Raw genomic sequence first — 15,851 nt, forward strand, 5'->3', positions numbered from 1 at the left:
GGCCAGAAGGTCGCGGCCGGGCAGCAGATCGGCCGCTCGGGCAACACCGGCAACTCGACCGGGCCGCACCTGCACTTCGAGATCCGCTCCGCCAACCAGTACGGCGCGGTGATCAACCCGATCGCCTACCTCGCCGCGCGCGGGGTCACCGACTTCTGATCCCGGGCAGCGGGGGGCACCGGGGGCTCGGGGGGCGGGCGGCTCGGGGGGGCGCGCCGCGGGCGGCTCAGTCCGTCGGCGCGGGCCGGACGATCAGCCGGCAGATCTCCAGCGCCACGTGCTGGGCCGCCTCGACCGCCTCCTCGCGGGTGGCCTCGGCGACCGGGATCTCCCCGATGTAGCGGTCGACCTCGGGCCGCCGGTCCTGGTGCAGCAGGAAGAGCGCCGAGTTGATGGTGAACAGGGACATCATCGCCCGCAGCCGGTCCTCGAAGCTCGCCCCGGGGCCGTGCACCAGCCGGACCAGGGCGATCATGCGGTCCCGGAACTCCTGACCGGCCGGCAGGTCGCGCAGCGCGGGCTGGTTCTCCTGGAAGAAGCGCAGCAGCGGCGCCCGCTCGGACATCCCGGCCGCGAACCGGCGGATCAGCTCGTCCCGCACCTCGGGGGTCCAGGTCTGCTCGCGGCCCCAGGTGATCAGCTCGTCGATCGGCGCGGCGGTGGTCGCCACGATGCCGTGGACGATGTCTTCCTTCGTCTTGAAGTGGTAGTAGAGCGCGGCCTTGGTGACGCCCAGCCGGTCCGCGATCTCCCGCAGCGAGGTGCGCTCGTAGCCCTGCTCGGAGAAGAGCTCCAGGGCGATCGCGACGATGCGCGCCCGGGTGTCGCTACGGGGGCTCTGCGTCGTGCCCATCGCCTGCCTCTGACTGCGTCGTGGTTCGGTCCCCGGCGACCCGTGGCCGCCGCGGCATGAGCGGCGGGCGCCCCGGCCGGCGACCACTGGTGCGCCCATTCTTCCTTCCCCGGGAGTCCACCGAAAAACTGGCTTGACGACCGGCTAGTGAACAACCTACCGTGCCCACGGTCCACAAACTAGCCGGGCGACAAGTAAGGGGGCTCCCGCAGGCCCCACCGGTCGCCCGCCCCCTGCCCGGGAGTCCCACCCATGTCACACCCCAAGGCCGACAACGCGGCCCCCGAGAAGCAACCGGCCGAGGACGAGCAGCCCCGTTCGGCCCGCGAGATCCGCCTGGTCATGATCGGCCTGGTGGTCACCATGCTGCTCGCCATGCTCGACGGCCTGATCGTCGGCACCGCGATGCCGACCATCGTCGGCGAGCTCGGCGGCGCCGAGCACCTCTCGTGGGTGGTCACCTCCTACACCCTGGCCACCGCCGCCTCCACCCCGATCTGGGGCAAGCTCGGCGACCTCTACGGGCGCAAGGGCACCTTCCTCACCTCGATCGTGATCTTCCTGGCGGGCTCGGCGCTCTCCGGCCTCTCCCAGGACATGACGGAACTCATCGGCTTCCGCGCCCTCCAGGGCCTGGGCGCCGGCGGTCTGATGGTCGGCGTGATGTCGATCATGGGCGCACTGGTCCCGCCGCGCGACCGCGGCAAGTACCAGGGCATGTTCGCCGCGGTGATGGCACTCGCCACCATCGGCGGCCCGCTGGTCGGCGGCTTCATCACCGACCACCTGAACTGGCGCTGGACCTTCTACATCAACCTGCCGCTCGGCGCCGTCGCGCTCGCCGTCGTCGTGGTCACCCTGAAGCTGCCGAAGGTCCGCAGCAAGGCCAGGATCGACTACCTCGGCGCGCTGCTGCTCACCACCGGCATCACCTCGCTCACCCTGATCACCACCTGGGGCGGCCAGGAGTACGCCTGGGGCTCGAAGCAGATCCTCGGCCTGAGCGCGCTGGCCGCGGCCACCCTGATCGGCTTCTGCTACGTCGAGCAGCGGGTCGAGGAGCCGATGCTGCCGCTGTCGCTGTTCAAGAACCTGAACTTCACCCTGGTCTCGATCATCGGCTTCGTGGTCGGCTTCGTGATGTTCGGCTCGACCGTCTTCCTGCCGCTCTACCAGCAGACCGTGCAGGGCGCCTCGGCGACCAACTCCGGCCTGCTGCTGATGCCGATGATGTTCGGCATGCTGGTCATCTCCCTGGTGGTCGGCCAGGCGGTGACCAAGACCGGCAAGTACCGGATCTACCCGATCATCGGCACCGTCGTGATGACCGCCGGCATGCTGCTGCTGTCGACCCTCTCCACCGACACCTCGGGCTTCGTCTCCGCCTGCTGGATGGTGGTGCTCGGTGCCGGCATGGGCTTCCTGATGCAGATCACCATGCTGGTCGCGCAGAACAGCGTCGAGCTCAAGGACATGGGTGTGGCCAGCTCCACCGCCACCCTGTTCCGCACCATCGGCGGCTCCTTCGGTGTGGCGCTGTTCGGCGCGCTGTTCAACAACCGGGTCACCGAGACCATGAACGAGCGGCTCGGTTCGGCCGCCGGGGCGGGTTCCGCGCAGGGCGGCGACCCGGCCCAGCTGAGCCCGAACGCACTCAAGGCGCTGCCCGCGCCGGTCCAGGACGCCTACCACCACGCGGTGGCCAACGGCATGCACACCGTCTTCCTCTGGGGTGCGGCCGCCGCCGTGATCTCGGTCGCCGCCGCGGTCTTCATGCGGGAGGTGCCGCTGCGCGGGGCCGGCGGGCCGCCCGCCGACGCCAAGGACGCCAAGGACGGCGAGGCCGGCAAGGGCGCCCCGGTCGGCAACACCGAGGCCGTCGCGATCTGACCCGGTCCGACACCGGAACGCACCGGGCCCCCGCTCGCCGAACCGGCGGGCGGGGGCCCTCGTGTCGTACCCGGGGTCGGGAGCGCTACCGCGGCAGCCGGTAGACGCCCTGCTCGACCGGCTCGACCAGCCCGTCGGCGACCAGCCCGTCCAGGGCGCGGGCGCGCTGCACGGCGTCCGGCCAGACCGCGTCGAGCCGGGCCTGCGGCACCTCGTCGTGCGCCTCGCGGAGCACCGCGAGCAGCTTGCCGCGCACCTGGCGGTCGGTGCCCTCGTAGGTCTGGCCGCGCCGGGCCGGGCCCTCGTAGGGCGGGCGGCCGGCCCGCTGCCAGGCGCAGGAGGTGAACAGCGGGCAGTCCCCGCACTCCGGGCCCCGGGCCGTGCAGACCAGCGCGCCCAGCTCCATCACGGCGACCGCCCAGGTGGCGGCCGTGCGGTCGGCGGCGGGCAGCAGCGCGGTCGCGGTCCGCCGCTCGGCCGCCGTGGTGGCCTGCGCCGGGTACTCGGCACCGGTCACGGCGCGGGCGAACACCCGGCGGACATTGGTGTCCAGCACCACGTGCCGCTGACCGAAGGCGAAGGAGGCCACCGCCGCCGCGGTGTACTCACCGACCCCGGGCAGCGAGAGCAGGGTCGCGTGGTCCTCCGGGACCTCGCCGCCGTGCTTCTCGGTGATCGCCACCGCGGCGCCGTGCAGGCGCAGCGCCCGGCGCGGGTAGCCCAGCCGCCCCCACATCCGGACGGCCTCGCCGGGCGCCTCGGCGGCCAGGTCGGCCGGGGTGGGCCAGCGCTCCATCCAGATCTCCCAGACCGGCAGGACGCGCTTCACCGGGGTCTGCTGGAGCATGAACTCGCTGACCATCACGGCCCAGGGCGAGGCGTCCGGCGTCCGCCAGGGCAGCTCCCTGGCGTTGGCCGCGTACCAGTCGAGGACGGTCGCGTGCAGGACCGGCAGCGGCAGCCCGAGCTTCGGCAGCGCGTCGGCGGGCGCGTCGGGGCCCGGCGGTGCGGCGGGGCCGGCGGGTGCGGGGAGAACGGGGGTGACGGTGTTGGCAGCCATGGCCCTTCGATCCTCCCACGCCCGGAGCGGCCACCGAAGCGGATCATGAAGTTCCGCTTCGGCGTTCAAAACACCCCATTCAGCCTCGCCCGAACGGCGCAAATGGCGGATCATGTGAAGGAAGGGGTGACTGTGCGGTGTTGGTGCGTCAAGGGGCACACACTGTCTCGTAGAGTTTGGGCGTGCCCTCTCTCCGTCAACCCGTAGGACCGCTGCCGGCCTCGATCTACTGGCGGCGGCGTGTCGTCGTGATCGTCGCCGCCGTCGCGGTCGCCGCCCTCGTCATCTGGCTGATGACCGATCAGGGCGGGGGTGGCGACGGGGCGAAGGACAAGGCCGCACAGGCCGTACCGACCCAGAACCAGACGCCCGCCCAGGCGATCACGCCGGGCGCCTCACCGAGCGGACCGGCCAACAACTCCCGGCCCGGCAGCGGCAGTGGCGGCGGCAGCGCCTCCGGCGGCGCGGTGGGCGGCACCGGCGGCGGCGACGTCAGCCTGAGCACCGGCGGCACGACCGGTGGCGGCACCGCCCCGGCACCCGCCACCGGCGGGGCGACGGGCGGCGGCACCGGCGGCGCGGGCAGCACGGGTGGTGGCGCGGTCGCGGGCGGAAGCACCTCGGGCGGCGGCACTCCGGCCGGTACGGGCGGCGGCGCGGGCGGCGCGGGCGGCGCGGGCGGCCAGCCGCCGGTGAACACCGCCGAGATCATGGCCCTGCCGGTCTGCGCCTCCTCCCAGGTGACGCTCAATCTGGCCAGCGCCCAGAACTCCTACCAGCCCAAGGACAAGCCCAAGCTGGCGCTGACCATCAACAACTCCTCCGCCACCAACTGCCGGGTGGACCTGGGCCGGACCGCCTCCGCGATCACCGTCACCGCCAGCAACGGCGAGCGCATCTGGTCCTCCGGCGACTGCCCGGCCGACCGGAACAGCTCCTGGGTCCAGCTCCCCGCCAACGGCGGGCTGACCGAGACCTTCGGCTGGGACCGGGTCCGCAGCAAGCCGCAGTGCGCGACCGCCGACCCGGCACCCGCGCCGGCCGGCAACTACCTGGTGGTCGCCGACCTCACCGGCCTCTCCGGCGGCCAGGCCTCGGCCCGCTCCCCGATCCGCCTGGAGAACTGAGGCGGGTCCCTCGGACCATGAAGGAGGCCCGGACCGTTCACACGGTCCGGGCCTTCTGCGTGTCCGGGTGCGGGCACCGGATGGCGCCGCGTCCGATCAGACGTAGCGCTCCAGGATGGACGATTCGGCAAGGCGGGACAGGCCCTCGCGGACCGAGCGGGCCCGGGTCTCGCCGACGCCCTCGACCGTCTGCAGATCGTCGATGCTGGCGGCCAGCAGCTTCTGCAGTCCGCCGAAGTGCTCCACCAGGCGCTCTATCACCGTGTTGGGCAGCCGCGGGATCTTGGCCAGCAGCCGGTAGCCGCGCGGCGAGACCGCCGAGTCCAGCGACTCCGGCGTGCCCGAGTAACCGAGCGCCTTGGCCACCGTCGTGAGGTCGAGCAGCTCGGCGTGGGTCAGCGCCTCCAGGTCGGCCAGGACCTCGGTGACGGTCCGGCCCTTCTTGGCGGCGCGCTCCGGGAAGTAGTCCCGGGCGACCAGCTCGCGCTCCGGCTCCACACCCGCGATCAGCTCGTCCAGCTGGAGCGAGAGCAGCCGGCCGTCGATGCCGAGCTCCAGCACGTAGCCGGCGATCTCGGTGGCGATCAGCCGGACCATCTCCAGCCGCTGCGCGACGGCGGTGACGTCCCGGACCGTCACCAGGTCCTCGATCTCCAGTGCGGAGAGCGTGCCCGCCACCTCGTCCAGGCGCAGCTTGTAGCGCTCCAGGGTGGCCAGCGCCTGGTTCGCGCGGGACAGCACGGTGGTGGAGTCCTCCAGCACCCGGCGGGTGCCGTTGACGTACATGGCGATCAGCCGCATCGAGTGCGAGACCGCCACCACCGGGAAGCCGGTCTGCCGGTTGACCCGCTCGGCGGTGCGGTGCCGGGTACCGGTCTCGTCGGTCGGGATGGTGGAGTCCGGCATCAGGTGGACGCCGGCCCGGACGATCTTGGTGATGTCCTTGTCCAGCACCACGGCGCCGTCGAGCTTGCACAGCTCGCGCAGCCGGGTCGCGGTGAACTCGACGTCGAGCACGAAGCCGCCGGTACAGATCGGCTCGACGGTCCTGTCGAATCCGAGCACGATCAGACCGCCGGTGTTGGCCCGGAGCACCCGCTCCAGACCGTCACGCAGTGCGGTGCCGGGGGCGATGGCGGTGAGGGAGGCCCGCAGCAGGGCCTCCTCGCGGGAGGACTTGTCCGCCCGGTCGCTGGCTGCCACGTGACTCCTCCGGTCGACCCCGTACCGGGCGCCTCGTGCGGGGGGCGCCGGCCTGCGGTCTGTTGCTCTGTCGCTTAGTACTGCCTTATCACCAATGAGACAGGGGAAAGTCTAACTGCGTGCGGCAACGACAGGGCTTGGGTCAGTGCAGTTCGTCGGAGTCGAGCGGCTCCCACCCCTCCATGAGCTCCTCCGGGTAGGCCGCCGGCCGGTGCGCCCGGGGGGCCGGCGGCGCCGACGGGGCCTCACCCTTCGGCTTCGCGGCGGCCCGACGGCGGCCCGGGAGCGCGCGCAGCGCCTCGCCGATGTCCGCCACCTCGACCACCTTCATGCCCGGCGGGACCTTGCCCGGGTCCGGCGGGACGAGCGCGTGGGTGAAGCCCAGCCGGTGCGCCTCGGCCAGCCGCCGCTGCACACCCGTCACCCGCCGCACCTCACCGGCCAGGCCGACCTCGCCGATCGCGACCAGGTTGCTGGGCAGCGGGGTGTCCGAGGAGGAGCTGGCCACCGCGAGGGCGATCGCGAGGTCCGCCGAGGGCTCGGAGAGCTTCACGCCGCCGACGGTGGCGGTGTAGATGTCCTGCTTGCCGAGCTTCACGCCGCCGTGGCGCTCGACCACGGCGAGGATCATCGCGATCCGGGGCGACTCCAGGCCGGAGGTGGTCCGGCGGGGGGAGGGGATCTGCGAATCCACCATCAGTGCCTGCACCTCGGCGACCAGGGGGCGCTTCCCCTCCAGGGTCACGGTCAGGCACGTCCCGGGCACCGGCTTGTCACGCCTGGTCAGGAAGAGGCCGGACGGATCGGCCAGGCCCTCGATGCCCTCGTCGTGCAGCTCGAAGCAGCCGACCTCGTCGGTCGCGCCGTACCGGTTCTTGATCCCGCGGATGATCCGCAGCCGGGCGTGGCGGTCGCCCTCGAAGCTCAGGACGACGTCCACCAGATGCTCCAGCAGACGGGGGCCCGCGATCTGGCCGTCCTTGGTGACATGGCCGACCAGCAGGGTGGCCATGCCCCGGTCCTTGGAGGCCCGGATCAGCGCGCCGGCCACCTCGCGGACCTGGGCCGGGCCGCCGGGCGCGCCGTCCAGCTCGGCGGAGGCGATGGTCTGCACCGAGTCCAGGATCAGCAGGCCGGGGTCGACCGCCTCGATGTGGCCGAGGACGGCGCCGAGGTCGGACTCGGCGGCCAGGTAGAGGTGGTCGGAGAGCGCGTTGATCCGGTCGGCGCGCAGCCGCACCTGGCCGGCCGACTCCTCGCCGGTGACGTAGAGCGTGCGGTGCCGGTCACTGGCGGCCTTGGCCGCGACGTCCAGCAGCAGGGTGGACTTGCCGACACCGGGCTCGCCGGCCAGCAGCACCACGGCGCCCGGGACCAGGCCGCCGCCGAGCACCCGGTCCAGCTCGGGCACGCCGGTGGAGCGGGCCGTCGCCACCTGACCGTCCACCTGGCCGATCGGACGGGCGGGCGAGCTGACCGGCCCGGCGGCCGTCGTCCGGATCGGCACCGCGCCGTACTCCTCGACCGTGCCCCAGGCGTTGCACTCCGGGCAGCGGCCGACCCACTTGGGCAGCTGGTTGCCGCACTCGGTGCAGCGGTACGCCGGGCGCGGCTTGGCGGTGGTCTTGGTACGGGCAGCCATGCGGTCACCGTAGCGCCCGGGTACGACAACGCGGGGCGCGGCCGGGCCGGGGAGGCGCGGGGGCGGGAGGGGCAGCGGGTCCACGAATGAGCGATGTTGTTACCCGAAAGAAGTACAACCGGGCGGAATGGCCCGGGCCGGGCCGCCGCCGTCTCTACCGTCGGACGGGTGACGACGAGTACGGAAGGGCCGCGCGACGCCGTCCTCGCGGCATACGAGCGACAGGTCGACGGCCTTTTCACCTACTGCCTCTCGGTGCTGTGCGAGCACGAGGCCGCGGCGGCCGCCCTGCGGGAGGTGCGCGAGCTGGCGGTGCGGCACGGCGCCCGGCTGGCCGAGCCCGGGCTGCTCCGGGCCTGGCTCTACTCGCTGGCCCGGTACTGCTGCCTGCGGCGGCTGGCGGACGGCCCGCAGGGCGGTCCGGACACCGGTACGGCGGGTGCGGCGGGCAGTGCGCGCGGGATCCGGGCGGCCGGGACGGGCAGGGACGCGGCGCGCGGCGACGCAGCGGGCGCGGGCGGCGACGGCGGGACGGAGGCGGTCCGGCGGCGGCGCGAGCTGGCCTCACTGGCCTGGCCCGAGGCGGCCGGCACCGATCCCGAGCAGCGCGAGGCGCTGGAGCTGGCCGTCCGCCACCGGCTCAGCCCGATCGAGGTGGCCGCCGTCCTGGGGCAGCCCTTCGACACCGTCCGGGTGCTGCTCGCCTCCGCGCGGGCCGAGGTCGACCGGACCAGGGCCGCCCTGCTGGTGCTCGGCGTGGGCAGTTGCCCCGAACTGGACCGGCTCGGCGGCGCCGGGGCGGAGAGCTGGCGGGACTGGGTGCTCGGCCCGGCGCTCCGCCGCGAGCTGGTGCAGCACGTGGTGGACTGCCCGACCTGCCGGGGGACGGCGGAGCGGGTCGCGGGCGAGGTGCCGCAGGGCCAGGGGCTGTCCGGGCTGCCGGTGCTCACCGCGCCGGCGGGGTCGGGGTCCGGCCCGGGGCCGGGTGCGGCGGGCTCCCCGGCCGGAGGGTCCGGCACCCCGGCGGGCACCCCGGCGGACACCCCGGCGTTCCTGCCGTCGGCGACCCGGGAGCCGACCGGGCGGCGGGCGGGCACGCCGGTCCCGGTGACCGAGCCGGGGCTCCGCTTCGACCAGGGCGGCTTCCCCCGCCACCGCGCGCCGGACTCCGGGCGCGGGCCCACGGTGCGGCGCCGGGTGGTGACCACCGGCGTGCTGGCGGCCGTCCTGGCCGCGCCGGTCGTCGCGCTGTGGGCCGGACACCGGAGCGGCGGCGGGCCGGGGACGGCCGCGGCGGTCTCCTCGGTCCGGGTCGAGGGCGACGGGCGCCCGGCGGGCGGGCGACGTCCCGGGGACGCGGCGGACGGTACGGCGGGCCGGGGCCCGGAGGCTTCGGCCGTCCCGGTGGACGGCACTTTGCTCGGCGCCGTGATCGGCGCGGCCGGGGGGACCGGCGGAATCGGCGGGACCACGGGCCGGGGCACTGGCCCCGCGGTGGCCGGGATGGAGCTCGCCGGGGCGGGGCCGCTCAGTGCAGAAACGTTGCTCCCCGGGATCCAGGGCCCGCTGATCCCGGTCCCGGCCCATGGTGCGACCCCGCTCGCCAGCCCCACCCTGGTCGCGGCACCGGCCCCCGCCGGCGGGGCGGCGGTCGTGCCGTCCGGCCCGGGCACCCCCTCGAACGGGGCGCCCGCACCGTCCGGTCTGCTGACTGTCGAGGCGGGCGAGTACGGCAACCGGACGGTGCTCACCCTCACCAACTCCGGCGGCACCGAGATCCGCTGGCACGCCGTGGTGGACGCGTCCTGGCTGCGGCTCAGCCGCGACTCCGGGACGCTCGCGCCCGGGCAGCGGATCACCGTGATCGTCAGCGTCGACGAGGACCTCGCCCCGGCGACCCGCTGGACCGCCCGGATCGCGCTGCCGCCCTCGCAGGCCGTGGTCACCCTGGAGGGCGGACCGCAGCACCGCGGCGGGTCCACCTCGGCCCCGGCCGAGCCGGGCACCGGCGAACCGACCACCGCGCCGAGCCCCACCCCCACCGGCGGGCCGACCCCGTCCGGCACCCCGGCACCCACCGCTCCGCCGACGGCCACCCCGGCCCCGACGACGACCCCGACCGGCGGCGCCAGCCCGACCGCCACGCCCACGCCGACCACGACGCCCACGCCGGCCCCCACGTCCACGCCGAGCCCGACCGGGTCGGCGACCCCGTCCCCGTCCCCGTCCACCGCCGCTCCCTCCGGGCCGCCCGCCTCCACGGGCCCCACGCCGCACTGAGCCGCCAAGGGCGGCCCGTCGACCCCCGCTACCGCCGGCGCAGCGGCGGGACGCGGTACGAGCCGTCCAGGGCCGCCGGGCCCGGCCAGTAGAGGCGCAGCACCGCGGTGAACGGGCCGTCGGGCGCGGGCAGCCAGTTGGCGGCCTCGCCCGGGTCGGCGGGCCGTTCGTGGCACAGGTGGAGGGTGAGACCGCCGTCCGGGTCACGGACCAGGCCCGGGGTGCGGTCGCCGATCGCGTACCGGCCGCCCGGGTCGGGCACCAGGCGGTGGTCGGGCAGGCCGTACACGGTGAGGGACCAGAAGGCCGCCACGGGCGGCAGGCCGTCCGGCGGGAAGCGGAGAGTGTAGTGGTGGGCGCCGTCCAGCGGGCGGCCGTCGGCGTCCTCGGTGGTGGCCGCCGACAGCGCCTCGTAGGCGTGGCTGCCCCAGAGGCCCGCCCGCGCGGCGGCGGCCCGGCTGAGGTAGGCGGCGCGGCGGTCCGCGATCCGCCACTCGGGGCCGTCCAGGGTGCCCGGGCCGAGGAAGTCGACGTTGTGGTCGAACAGGTGGAGCGCCGCCCGCCATTCGCCGGCCGGGTGGTCCTCGGGCGGCCGGGTGGCGTCCTCGACCCGTTCGCGTCCGGCGGCGAGGCCGCTCGCCAGGGCGAGCGTCCAGTCCGGGACGGCCCTGCGGTACGGGGAGGGCCCGGGGTCGAGCAGGCCGAGCGGCGCGAACCGCTGCTGGTAGTCCAGGTCGGGCTCGGCCGGCGGGAAGGCGGCCGCCCAGACCCGGAGCCGTTCGAAGAACGCCAGCCGCTCGGGCACCTCCGGGTCCGGCGCCGGCAGTCCGGCGGCGAGCCCGCCCGGCTCCATCGGTTCGAGGACCAGCCCGGCCTGGAGCGCCCGCACCCGGGGCAGGTCGTCCGGGCCGGCGCAGGCGAACCGGCCGACGAGGACGGCGACGGTCGTCGGCGCGACGATCACCCGGTCCGGATCGGTCGGGGTGCCGTGCCACCCGGGCGGGACGATCAGCCAGGTCTGGGCAGCGGTGCCGGTGGCGCGGCTGCCGATGTAGGCGAAGTTGGCGGTCCACGCGTCGACGAACTGCAGCACGTAGTAGGCCGGTCCGGCCTCGGGCACCCGCAGCAGCTGCGGCCCCTCGGAGAGGTCCAGCGGGGCGACCGAGTAGAGGACGTCGACGTTGGCGGAGCCGAAGTCGTCCTCGGGGCCCGCCCGGCGGGCGGCGTGGGCGAAGCGGTTGAACGGGGCGGGCGGCAGGACGCCCAGGCCGCCGTCGACGAAGCGGTCGAGCATGGTGAGGCCGGCGACCAGCGGATAGCCGTAGACATAGGCGTCGGCGGCCATGGCCTCCAGCTCGGGCTGGGTCATGGGGGGCGTCCTTCCCGGGCCCTGGCTCGGACCGGTGGTGGCCGGCGGGTCAGCGCCGGACGAGCGGGGGCGGCGTCCAGCGGCCGTCGAGCACCGCCCCGTCCGGGCCGTAGACGCGCAGCACCGCGGTGAACGGGCCGTCGGGCGCGGGCAGCCAGTTGGCGGCCTCGTCCGGGTCGGCGGGCCGTTCGCGGCACAGGTGGAGGGTGAGACCGCCGTCCGGGTCGCGGACCAGACCGGGGGTCCGGTCGCCGATCGCGTAGCGGTCCAGGGCGTTGTCGACCAGTTGGCGGCCGGGCAGCGCGTACATGGTGACGGACCAGAAGTAGCGGGCGGGCGGCAGTCCGTCCGCCGGGAAGCGCAGCAGGTGGTCGTGCCGGCGCGCGTCGGGCGGCCGTTCCCCCTCGCTGTCCGCCTGCCAGGCGCCGTACCAGGCCTCCTCGACGGGCAGCCCGTACAGGCCGGTGAGCGCGCCGACGGCTTGGTCCAGGTACCGGGTGCCGATCCGGTCGCGGGTGCCGAAGAGCCCGACCGAGGACTCGGTGCGCGCGGCGGCGCGGGCGAGTTCGGCCTTGCCGTCGGCGATACCGCGTTCGATCTCGGCCCGGACCGCGAGGGGCAGCGCGGCCGGTTCGAACTCGCCCCGGCCGTCGACGCCGAGGTCGGTCAGCCGCCCGCGCAGTTCGGCCTCGGCGGGCAGGACCGGGAAGAAGCCGAGCAGGAAGTCGAGGTAGGAGAGGAACTCGACGGTGTCCAGCGCCTCTTCACGCCAGACCGGCCAGACCGGTTGCGGGGCCGGCTCGGGCTCCGGGGCGCGGGTGTACTCGTGCAACGGGCGGAGGCGGTAGCCCTGCTGGATCGCGCCGAGCTCCCGGACGGCTTCGGGGGAGGCCCCGTCGGACTGGGTGCGGCCGAGGATGCCGACCAGCCGGGTCGCCGCGCGGATCACGCTCCTGATGCCGGGCGGCGGCTCGCCGTGCCAGTCCGGGCCGGCCACCAGATGGTCGCCGGCCTCCCGGCCGGTGCTCCGGGAGCCGACGAACCCGGCGTAGACGGTGTCCAGCTCGTGCACCGGCAGGACGTAGTAGCGGTCCGTCGCGGGCACCGAGAGCACCCAGGGCTCGGTCCGCAGGTCGAGCCAGGCCCAGGAGTAGGGGGTGTCGTTGTTGGGGGTGACGACATCGGTGTTGGCCGGGGTGAAGGGGTGCGGGTAGTGCCGGAAGACGCCGAAACCGCCGACGTAGCGAGGGTCCGCGTCGTCCAGCGCCTGGGTGTAGAGGGTGCGGTAGTTCTGCAGGATCGGCCAGCCGCGGATCCACGCCCGGGCGGCGGTCGCGCGGATGGTGTCCGGGTCCACGAGTGCCGGGTTGACCATGGTGCCGCTCTCCCCTGCGTCGGGCCTCGGGGGCATGACGTAGATATCGGTACAGATCGGATGCTATGCGGGTCTCCGGGGGGCGGCATCCCGGTGGCGGCGGCAGGGGGCGGACGGGCGCGGAGGGGGGACGGACGGGGACGGAGGGACGGCCGCGGGAGCGGGGTGTCCGGAGGGCGGGCCTCCGCCCAGGGCGAACGGCGGTATGCGGAGCGACTGACCGGGACAGCCTTGCCGGTATGAAGATCCTTCTGCTCGGCGGCTCCTCCTTCCTGGGACGGGCGTTCGCCTCCGAGGCCCTCGCCCGGGGCCACCACGTCACCACCTTCAACCGCGGCCGCACGGCCGCCGACCTGTCCGACGTCGAGGCCGTCCGCGGCGACCGCGACTCGGCCGAGGACCTGGCGCGGCTGGTCGAGGGCCGGCACTGGGACGCCGTGGTCGACACCTCGGCCCAGCAGCCCGCCCAGGCCGCGGCCACGGCCCGGCTGCTGCACGGCCGCGTCGGCCACTACACGCTGATCTCCTCCGTCCACGCCTTCGCCGACTGGCCGGCCCGGGCCGTCGACGAGACCTCACCGCTGCACCCCTGCCCCGCCGACACCCCGCCCGGGCAGGAGTTCAGCGCCGCGCTCAAGGCCGGGTGCGAGCGCGCCGTCCTGGAGTACTTCGGCGCCGACCGCGCGCTGATCCTCAACAGCGGCCTGCTGATCGGCCCGTACGAGCGGGGCGGCCGACTGCCCTGGTGGCTGGAGCGGATGGCCCGGGGCGGCCGGGTACTGGCACCGGGCGAGCCGGGCCGGCCGATGCAGCTGATCGACGTCCGGGACTTCGCGGCCTTCGGACTGGACCTGCTGACGGCGGGCACCACCGGGAGCTTCCTCACCACGGCGCCGCCCGACCTGCTCACCTACGGGGAGTTCCTGGCGGGGTGCGCGGCGGTGGCCGGCGGCGCGGACGTCGAGCTGGTCTGGGTCCCGGACGAGCGGTTGCTGAAGGAGGGGCCGGACAGCGTCCAGCCGTGGAGCGAACTGCCGCTCTGGCTGCCCGAGGGGGCCGAGTCGGCGGGGACCTGGCGGGTCGACTCCGGACGGGCGGAGGCGGCCGGACTGCGCTGCCGGCCCTTCGCCGAGACCGCCCGGGACACCTGGGACTGGCTGCGCCGGCGCGGACCGGCCGAGGACACCGAGCCGGACGGGCGCAAGCGCGGCCGGATCATCCACGGCATCGAGCCGGCGAAGGAACGGCGGCTGCTGGAGGCTTCGGCCTGACGGCGGCGGGCGCCGGACCGGTTCCGACCCCGGTGTCGCGGGACCGGTTCCGGCCCCGGTGTCGCCGCCTCGGTCCCGGCCCCGGGGAGAGCGGGGTGCCCGCTCCCCCGGCGGCGTCGCCCGGCCTCAGTGGGTCCGGCGGGGGACCAGCTCCCTCAGTGGGTCCGGCGGGTGACCAGCTCGGCGAGCGCGAGCAGCTCGTCGGCCGCCGAGGGCTCGGGCACCGCGAGGGCCAGCTGGGACATCGCCGCCGCCATCCGCTCACAGGACTCGCCCTGGGCCCAGGCCCGCCCGCCCGCACCCTCGACGGCGGCCGCGCAGCTCGCCAACTCCTCGGCGGTCAGCTGCCGTTCCAGCGCGTACAGCTCCGCCAGCCGGTCCCCGTCTGGCGTCCCGGAGCGGAGCGCGGCGACCACCGGCAGCGACTTCTTGCGGACCAGGAGGTCCGCGCCGACCGGCTTGCCGGTGACCTCCGGGTCCCCCCAGATGCCGATCAGGTCGTCGATCAGCTGGAAGGCCAGACCGATCTCCCGGCCGAAGCCGTCCAGCGCCTGCGCGGCCTCCTCGGAGCCGCCCGCGTACCGGGCGCCCAGCGCGCAGGCGGTACCGAGCAGGGCGCCGGTCTTGGCCTCGGCCATCGCCAGGCACTCGGTCAGCGAGACGTCGCTGCGCTGCTCGAAGGCGCAGTCGATCTGCTGGCCCTCGCACAGCTCCACCACGCAGTCGGCCAGCCGGCGGACGGCGTCGCCCGACACCGCGTGGCCGTCCTCGGCCAGCAGGCGCAGGGCCAGCGAGTGCATCGCGTCGCCGGCCAGGATGGCCTCGGTGGTGCCGAACACCAGCCAGGCGGTGGGGCGGTGCCGCCTGGTCTCGTCCCGGTCGATGATGTCGTCGTGCAGCAGCGTGAAGTTGTGCACCAGCTCGACGGCGGCCGCGGCGGCGGTGGCCTTGGCCGGGTCCCCGCCGAGGGCCTGGGTGGCGGCGAGCACCAGGGCGGGCCGGATGGCCTTCCCGGAGGGCGCGGCCGACGGCGAGCCGTCCGCCTCCCACCAGCCGAAGTGGTAGCCGGCCACCCGGCGCATGGTGCCGGGCAGCGAGTCGACGGCCGCCCGCAGCACCGGGTCGACCAGGGTGCGGGTGCGCGCGAGGACGTCCCGTGCCTCGTGCCCCTCACGATGGTCGCGCTCCAGCGTGAACATTCCCATGGGTCCTCCCCCTTGGTGGTACGACGGGCCGGCCCGGTGGCGGACGGGCCCTGCGGCGGGCCGGGACCGTCAGGGGCGCCGTCCGGCCGGGGGTTGTTCCCCGACCGGACGGACGACGCGGTCCCGGCCGACCCGGTCAGTCCTGGCGGTGGGCGATGTCGACGTTCTCCAGCACGCCGACGGCGTCCGGCACCAGAATCGCGGCCGAGTAGTAGGCGCTCACCAGATAGGAAATGATGGCCTTCTCGTCGATTCCCATGAATCGCACCGAAAGGCTCGGCTCGACTTCATCCGGAATTCCGGTCTGGTGCAGACCGATGACACCCTGGTTGTCCTCGCCGGTGCGCATCGCGAGGATCGAGGTGGTGCCGCCACCGGTGATCGGGATCTTGTTGCACGGGAGGAGCGGCACTCCGCGCCAGCCGAGGACCCGGCGGCCCTGCAGCTCGACGGTGTCCGGGTAGAGGCCGCGCCGGTTCCACTCGCGGCCGATGGCGGCGATGGCCCTCGGGTGGGCCAGGAAGAGCTTGGTGCCGCGGCGGCGGCTCAGCAGCTCGTCCATGTCGTCCGGGGTGG

General features: G+C 74.8%; 12 protein-coding genes and 1 pseudogene. 5 read left to right on the plus strand and 8 right to left on the minus strand.

Translation table 11 applies throughout. The annotated features are described in order from the left end of the window. Window positions 1-159: peptidoglycan DD-metalloendopeptidase family protein (locus VR45_RS02335; RefSeq protein WP_045937975.1), on the plus strand; the 159-nt coding region annotated here is incomplete at its 5' end. Between the two features lie 67 nt (window positions 160-226). On the opposite strand, the gene VR45_RS02340 is transcribed toward VR45_RS02335, so the two are convergent. Continuing rightward, on the minus strand, window positions 227-853 hold the full coding sequence (locus VR45_RS02340) for a TetR/AcrR family transcriptional regulator (RefSeq protein ID WP_052708781.1): 627 nt from the start codon (window positions 851-853) through the stop codon (window positions 227-229). 252 nt (window positions 854-1,105) lie between these two features. On the opposite strand from VR45_RS02340, the gene VR45_RS02345 reads away from it, so the two are divergent. Beyond that, window positions 1,106-2,743 carry an MDR family MFS transporter gene (locus tag VR45_RS02345; RefSeq protein ID WP_078896164.1) on the plus strand — a complete coding sequence of 546 codons (1,638 nt, stop codon included), beginning with the start codon at window positions 1,106-1,108 and terminating at the stop codon, window positions 2,741-2,743. An 85-nt stretch (window positions 2,744-2,828) separates the two neighbouring features. On the opposite strand, the gene VR45_RS02350 is transcribed toward VR45_RS02345, so the two are convergent. Beyond that, entirely contained in the window at window positions 2,829-3,803 is a 975-nt protein-coding gene (locus VR45_RS02350) for an A/G-specific adenine glycosylase (RefSeq protein WP_045937976.1), read from the minus strand. A 182-nt stretch (window positions 3,804-3,985) separates the two neighbouring features. Here VR45_RS02350 and VR45_RS46615 point away from each other — a divergent pair, with 182 nt between their 5' ends. Next, window positions 3,986-4,930 (plus strand): hypothetical protein, encoded by a 945-nt coding sequence (locus tag VR45_RS46615; RefSeq protein ID WP_045937977.1) that lies wholly within the window; start codon window positions 3,986-3,988, stop codon window positions 4,928-4,930. A gap of 96 nt (window positions 4,931-5,026) precedes the next feature. Here the strand turns inward: VR45_RS46615 and disA are convergent, their stop codons facing one another. Continuing rightward, window positions 5,027-6,085 carry a DNA integrity scanning diadenylate cyclase DisA gene (gene disA, locus VR45_RS02360; protein WP_045937986.1) on the minus strand — a complete coding sequence of 353 codons (1,059 nt, stop codon included), beginning with the start codon at window positions 6,083-6,085 and terminating at the stop codon, window positions 5,027-5,029. A 190-nt stretch (window positions 6,086-6,275) separates the two neighbouring features. Next, on the minus strand, window positions 6,276-7,775 hold the full coding sequence (radA, locus tag VR45_RS02365; RefSeq protein ID WP_045937978.1) for a DNA repair protein RadA: 1,500 nt from the start codon (window positions 7,773-7,775) through the stop codon (window positions 6,276-6,278). A 168-nt stretch (window positions 7,776-7,943) separates the two neighbouring features. Here radA and VR45_RS02370 point away from each other — a divergent pair, with 168 nt between their 5' ends. Further along, window positions 7,944-10,055, plus strand: a complete 2,112-nt coding sequence (locus tag VR45_RS02370; RefSeq protein ID WP_159394098.1) for a sigma-70 family RNA polymerase sigma factor — start codon at window positions 7,944-7,946, stop codon at window positions 10,053-10,055. 28 nt (window positions 10,056-10,083) lie between these two features. On the opposite strand, the gene VR45_RS02375 is transcribed toward VR45_RS02370, so the two are convergent. Next, entirely contained in the window at window positions 10,084-11,424 is a 1,341-nt protein-coding gene (locus VR45_RS02375) for a DUF1254 domain-containing protein (protein ID WP_045937979.1), read from the minus strand. Window positions 11,425-11,473: 49 nt separating this feature from the next. Further along, the gene (locus tag VR45_RS02380; protein WP_045937980.1) at window positions 11,474-12,835 is read right to left on the minus strand and encodes a DUF1254 domain-containing protein; all 1,362 of its coding nucleotides are present in this window, start codon (window positions 12,833-12,835) and stop codon (window positions 11,474-11,476) included. 203 nt (window positions 12,836-13,038) lie between these two features. Here VR45_RS02380 and VR45_RS02385 point away from each other — a divergent pair, with 203 nt between their 5' ends. Next, window positions 13,039-14,070, plus strand: a complete 1,032-nt coding sequence (locus VR45_RS02385; protein ID WP_045937981.1) for an NAD-dependent epimerase/dehydratase family protein — start codon at window positions 13,039-13,041, stop codon at window positions 14,068-14,070. A gap of 155 nt (window positions 14,071-14,225) precedes the next feature. Here VR45_RS02385 and VR45_RS02390 read toward each other — a convergent pair whose 3' ends face one another. Both VR45_RS02390 and VR45_RS02395 read right to left on the minus strand, forming a co-directional pair. Beyond that, window positions 14,226-15,275 carry a family 2 encapsulin nanocompartment cargo protein polyprenyl transferase gene (locus VR45_RS02390; protein WP_045937982.1) on the minus strand — a complete coding sequence of 350 codons (1,050 nt, stop codon included), beginning with the start codon at window positions 15,273-15,275 and terminating at the stop codon, window positions 14,226-14,228. A gap of 136 nt (window positions 15,276-15,411) precedes the next feature. After that, a pseudogene (locus VR45_RS02395) lies at window positions 15,412-15,851 on the minus strand (Crp/Fnr family transcriptional regulator); the annotation flags it as partial.

It is taken from the genome of Streptomyces sp. NRRL S-495 (assembly GCF_000966955.1).
GTDB lineage: Bacteria > Actinomycetota > Actinomycetes > Streptomycetales > Streptomycetaceae > Kitasatospora > Kitasatospora purpeofusca.

Coding starts and splice junctions, on each gene's coding strand:
- VR45_RS02340 (WP_052708781.1), bottom strand. CDS start 853: ATGGGCACGACGCAGAGCCCCCGTAGCGACACCCGGGCGCGCATCGTC.
- VR45_RS02345 (WP_078896164.1), top strand. CDS start 1,106: ATGTCACACCCCAAGGCCGACAACGCGGCCCCCGAGAAGCAACCGGCC.
- VR45_RS02350 (WP_045937976.1), bottom strand. CDS start 3,803: ATGGCTGCCAACACCGTCACCCCCGTTCTCCCCGCACCCGCCGGCCCC.
- radA (WP_045937978.1), bottom strand. CDS start 7,775: ATGGCTGCCCGTACCAAGACCACCGCCAAGCCGCGCCCGGCGTACCGC.
- VR45_RS02375 (WP_045937979.1), bottom strand. CDS start 11,424: ATGACCCAGCCCGAGCTGGAGGCCATGGCCGCCGACGCCTATGTCTAC.
- VR45_RS02380 (WP_045937980.1), bottom strand. CDS start 12,835: ATGCCCCCGAGGCCCGACGCAGGGGAGAGCGGCACCATGGTCAACCCG.
- VR45_RS02385 (WP_045937981.1), top strand. CDS start 13,039: ATGAAGATCCTTCTGCTCGGCGGCTCCTCCTTCCTGGGACGGGCGTTC.
- VR45_RS02390 (WP_045937982.1), bottom strand. CDS start 15,275: ATGGGAATGTTCACGCTGGAGCGCGACCATCGTGAGGGGCACGAGGCA.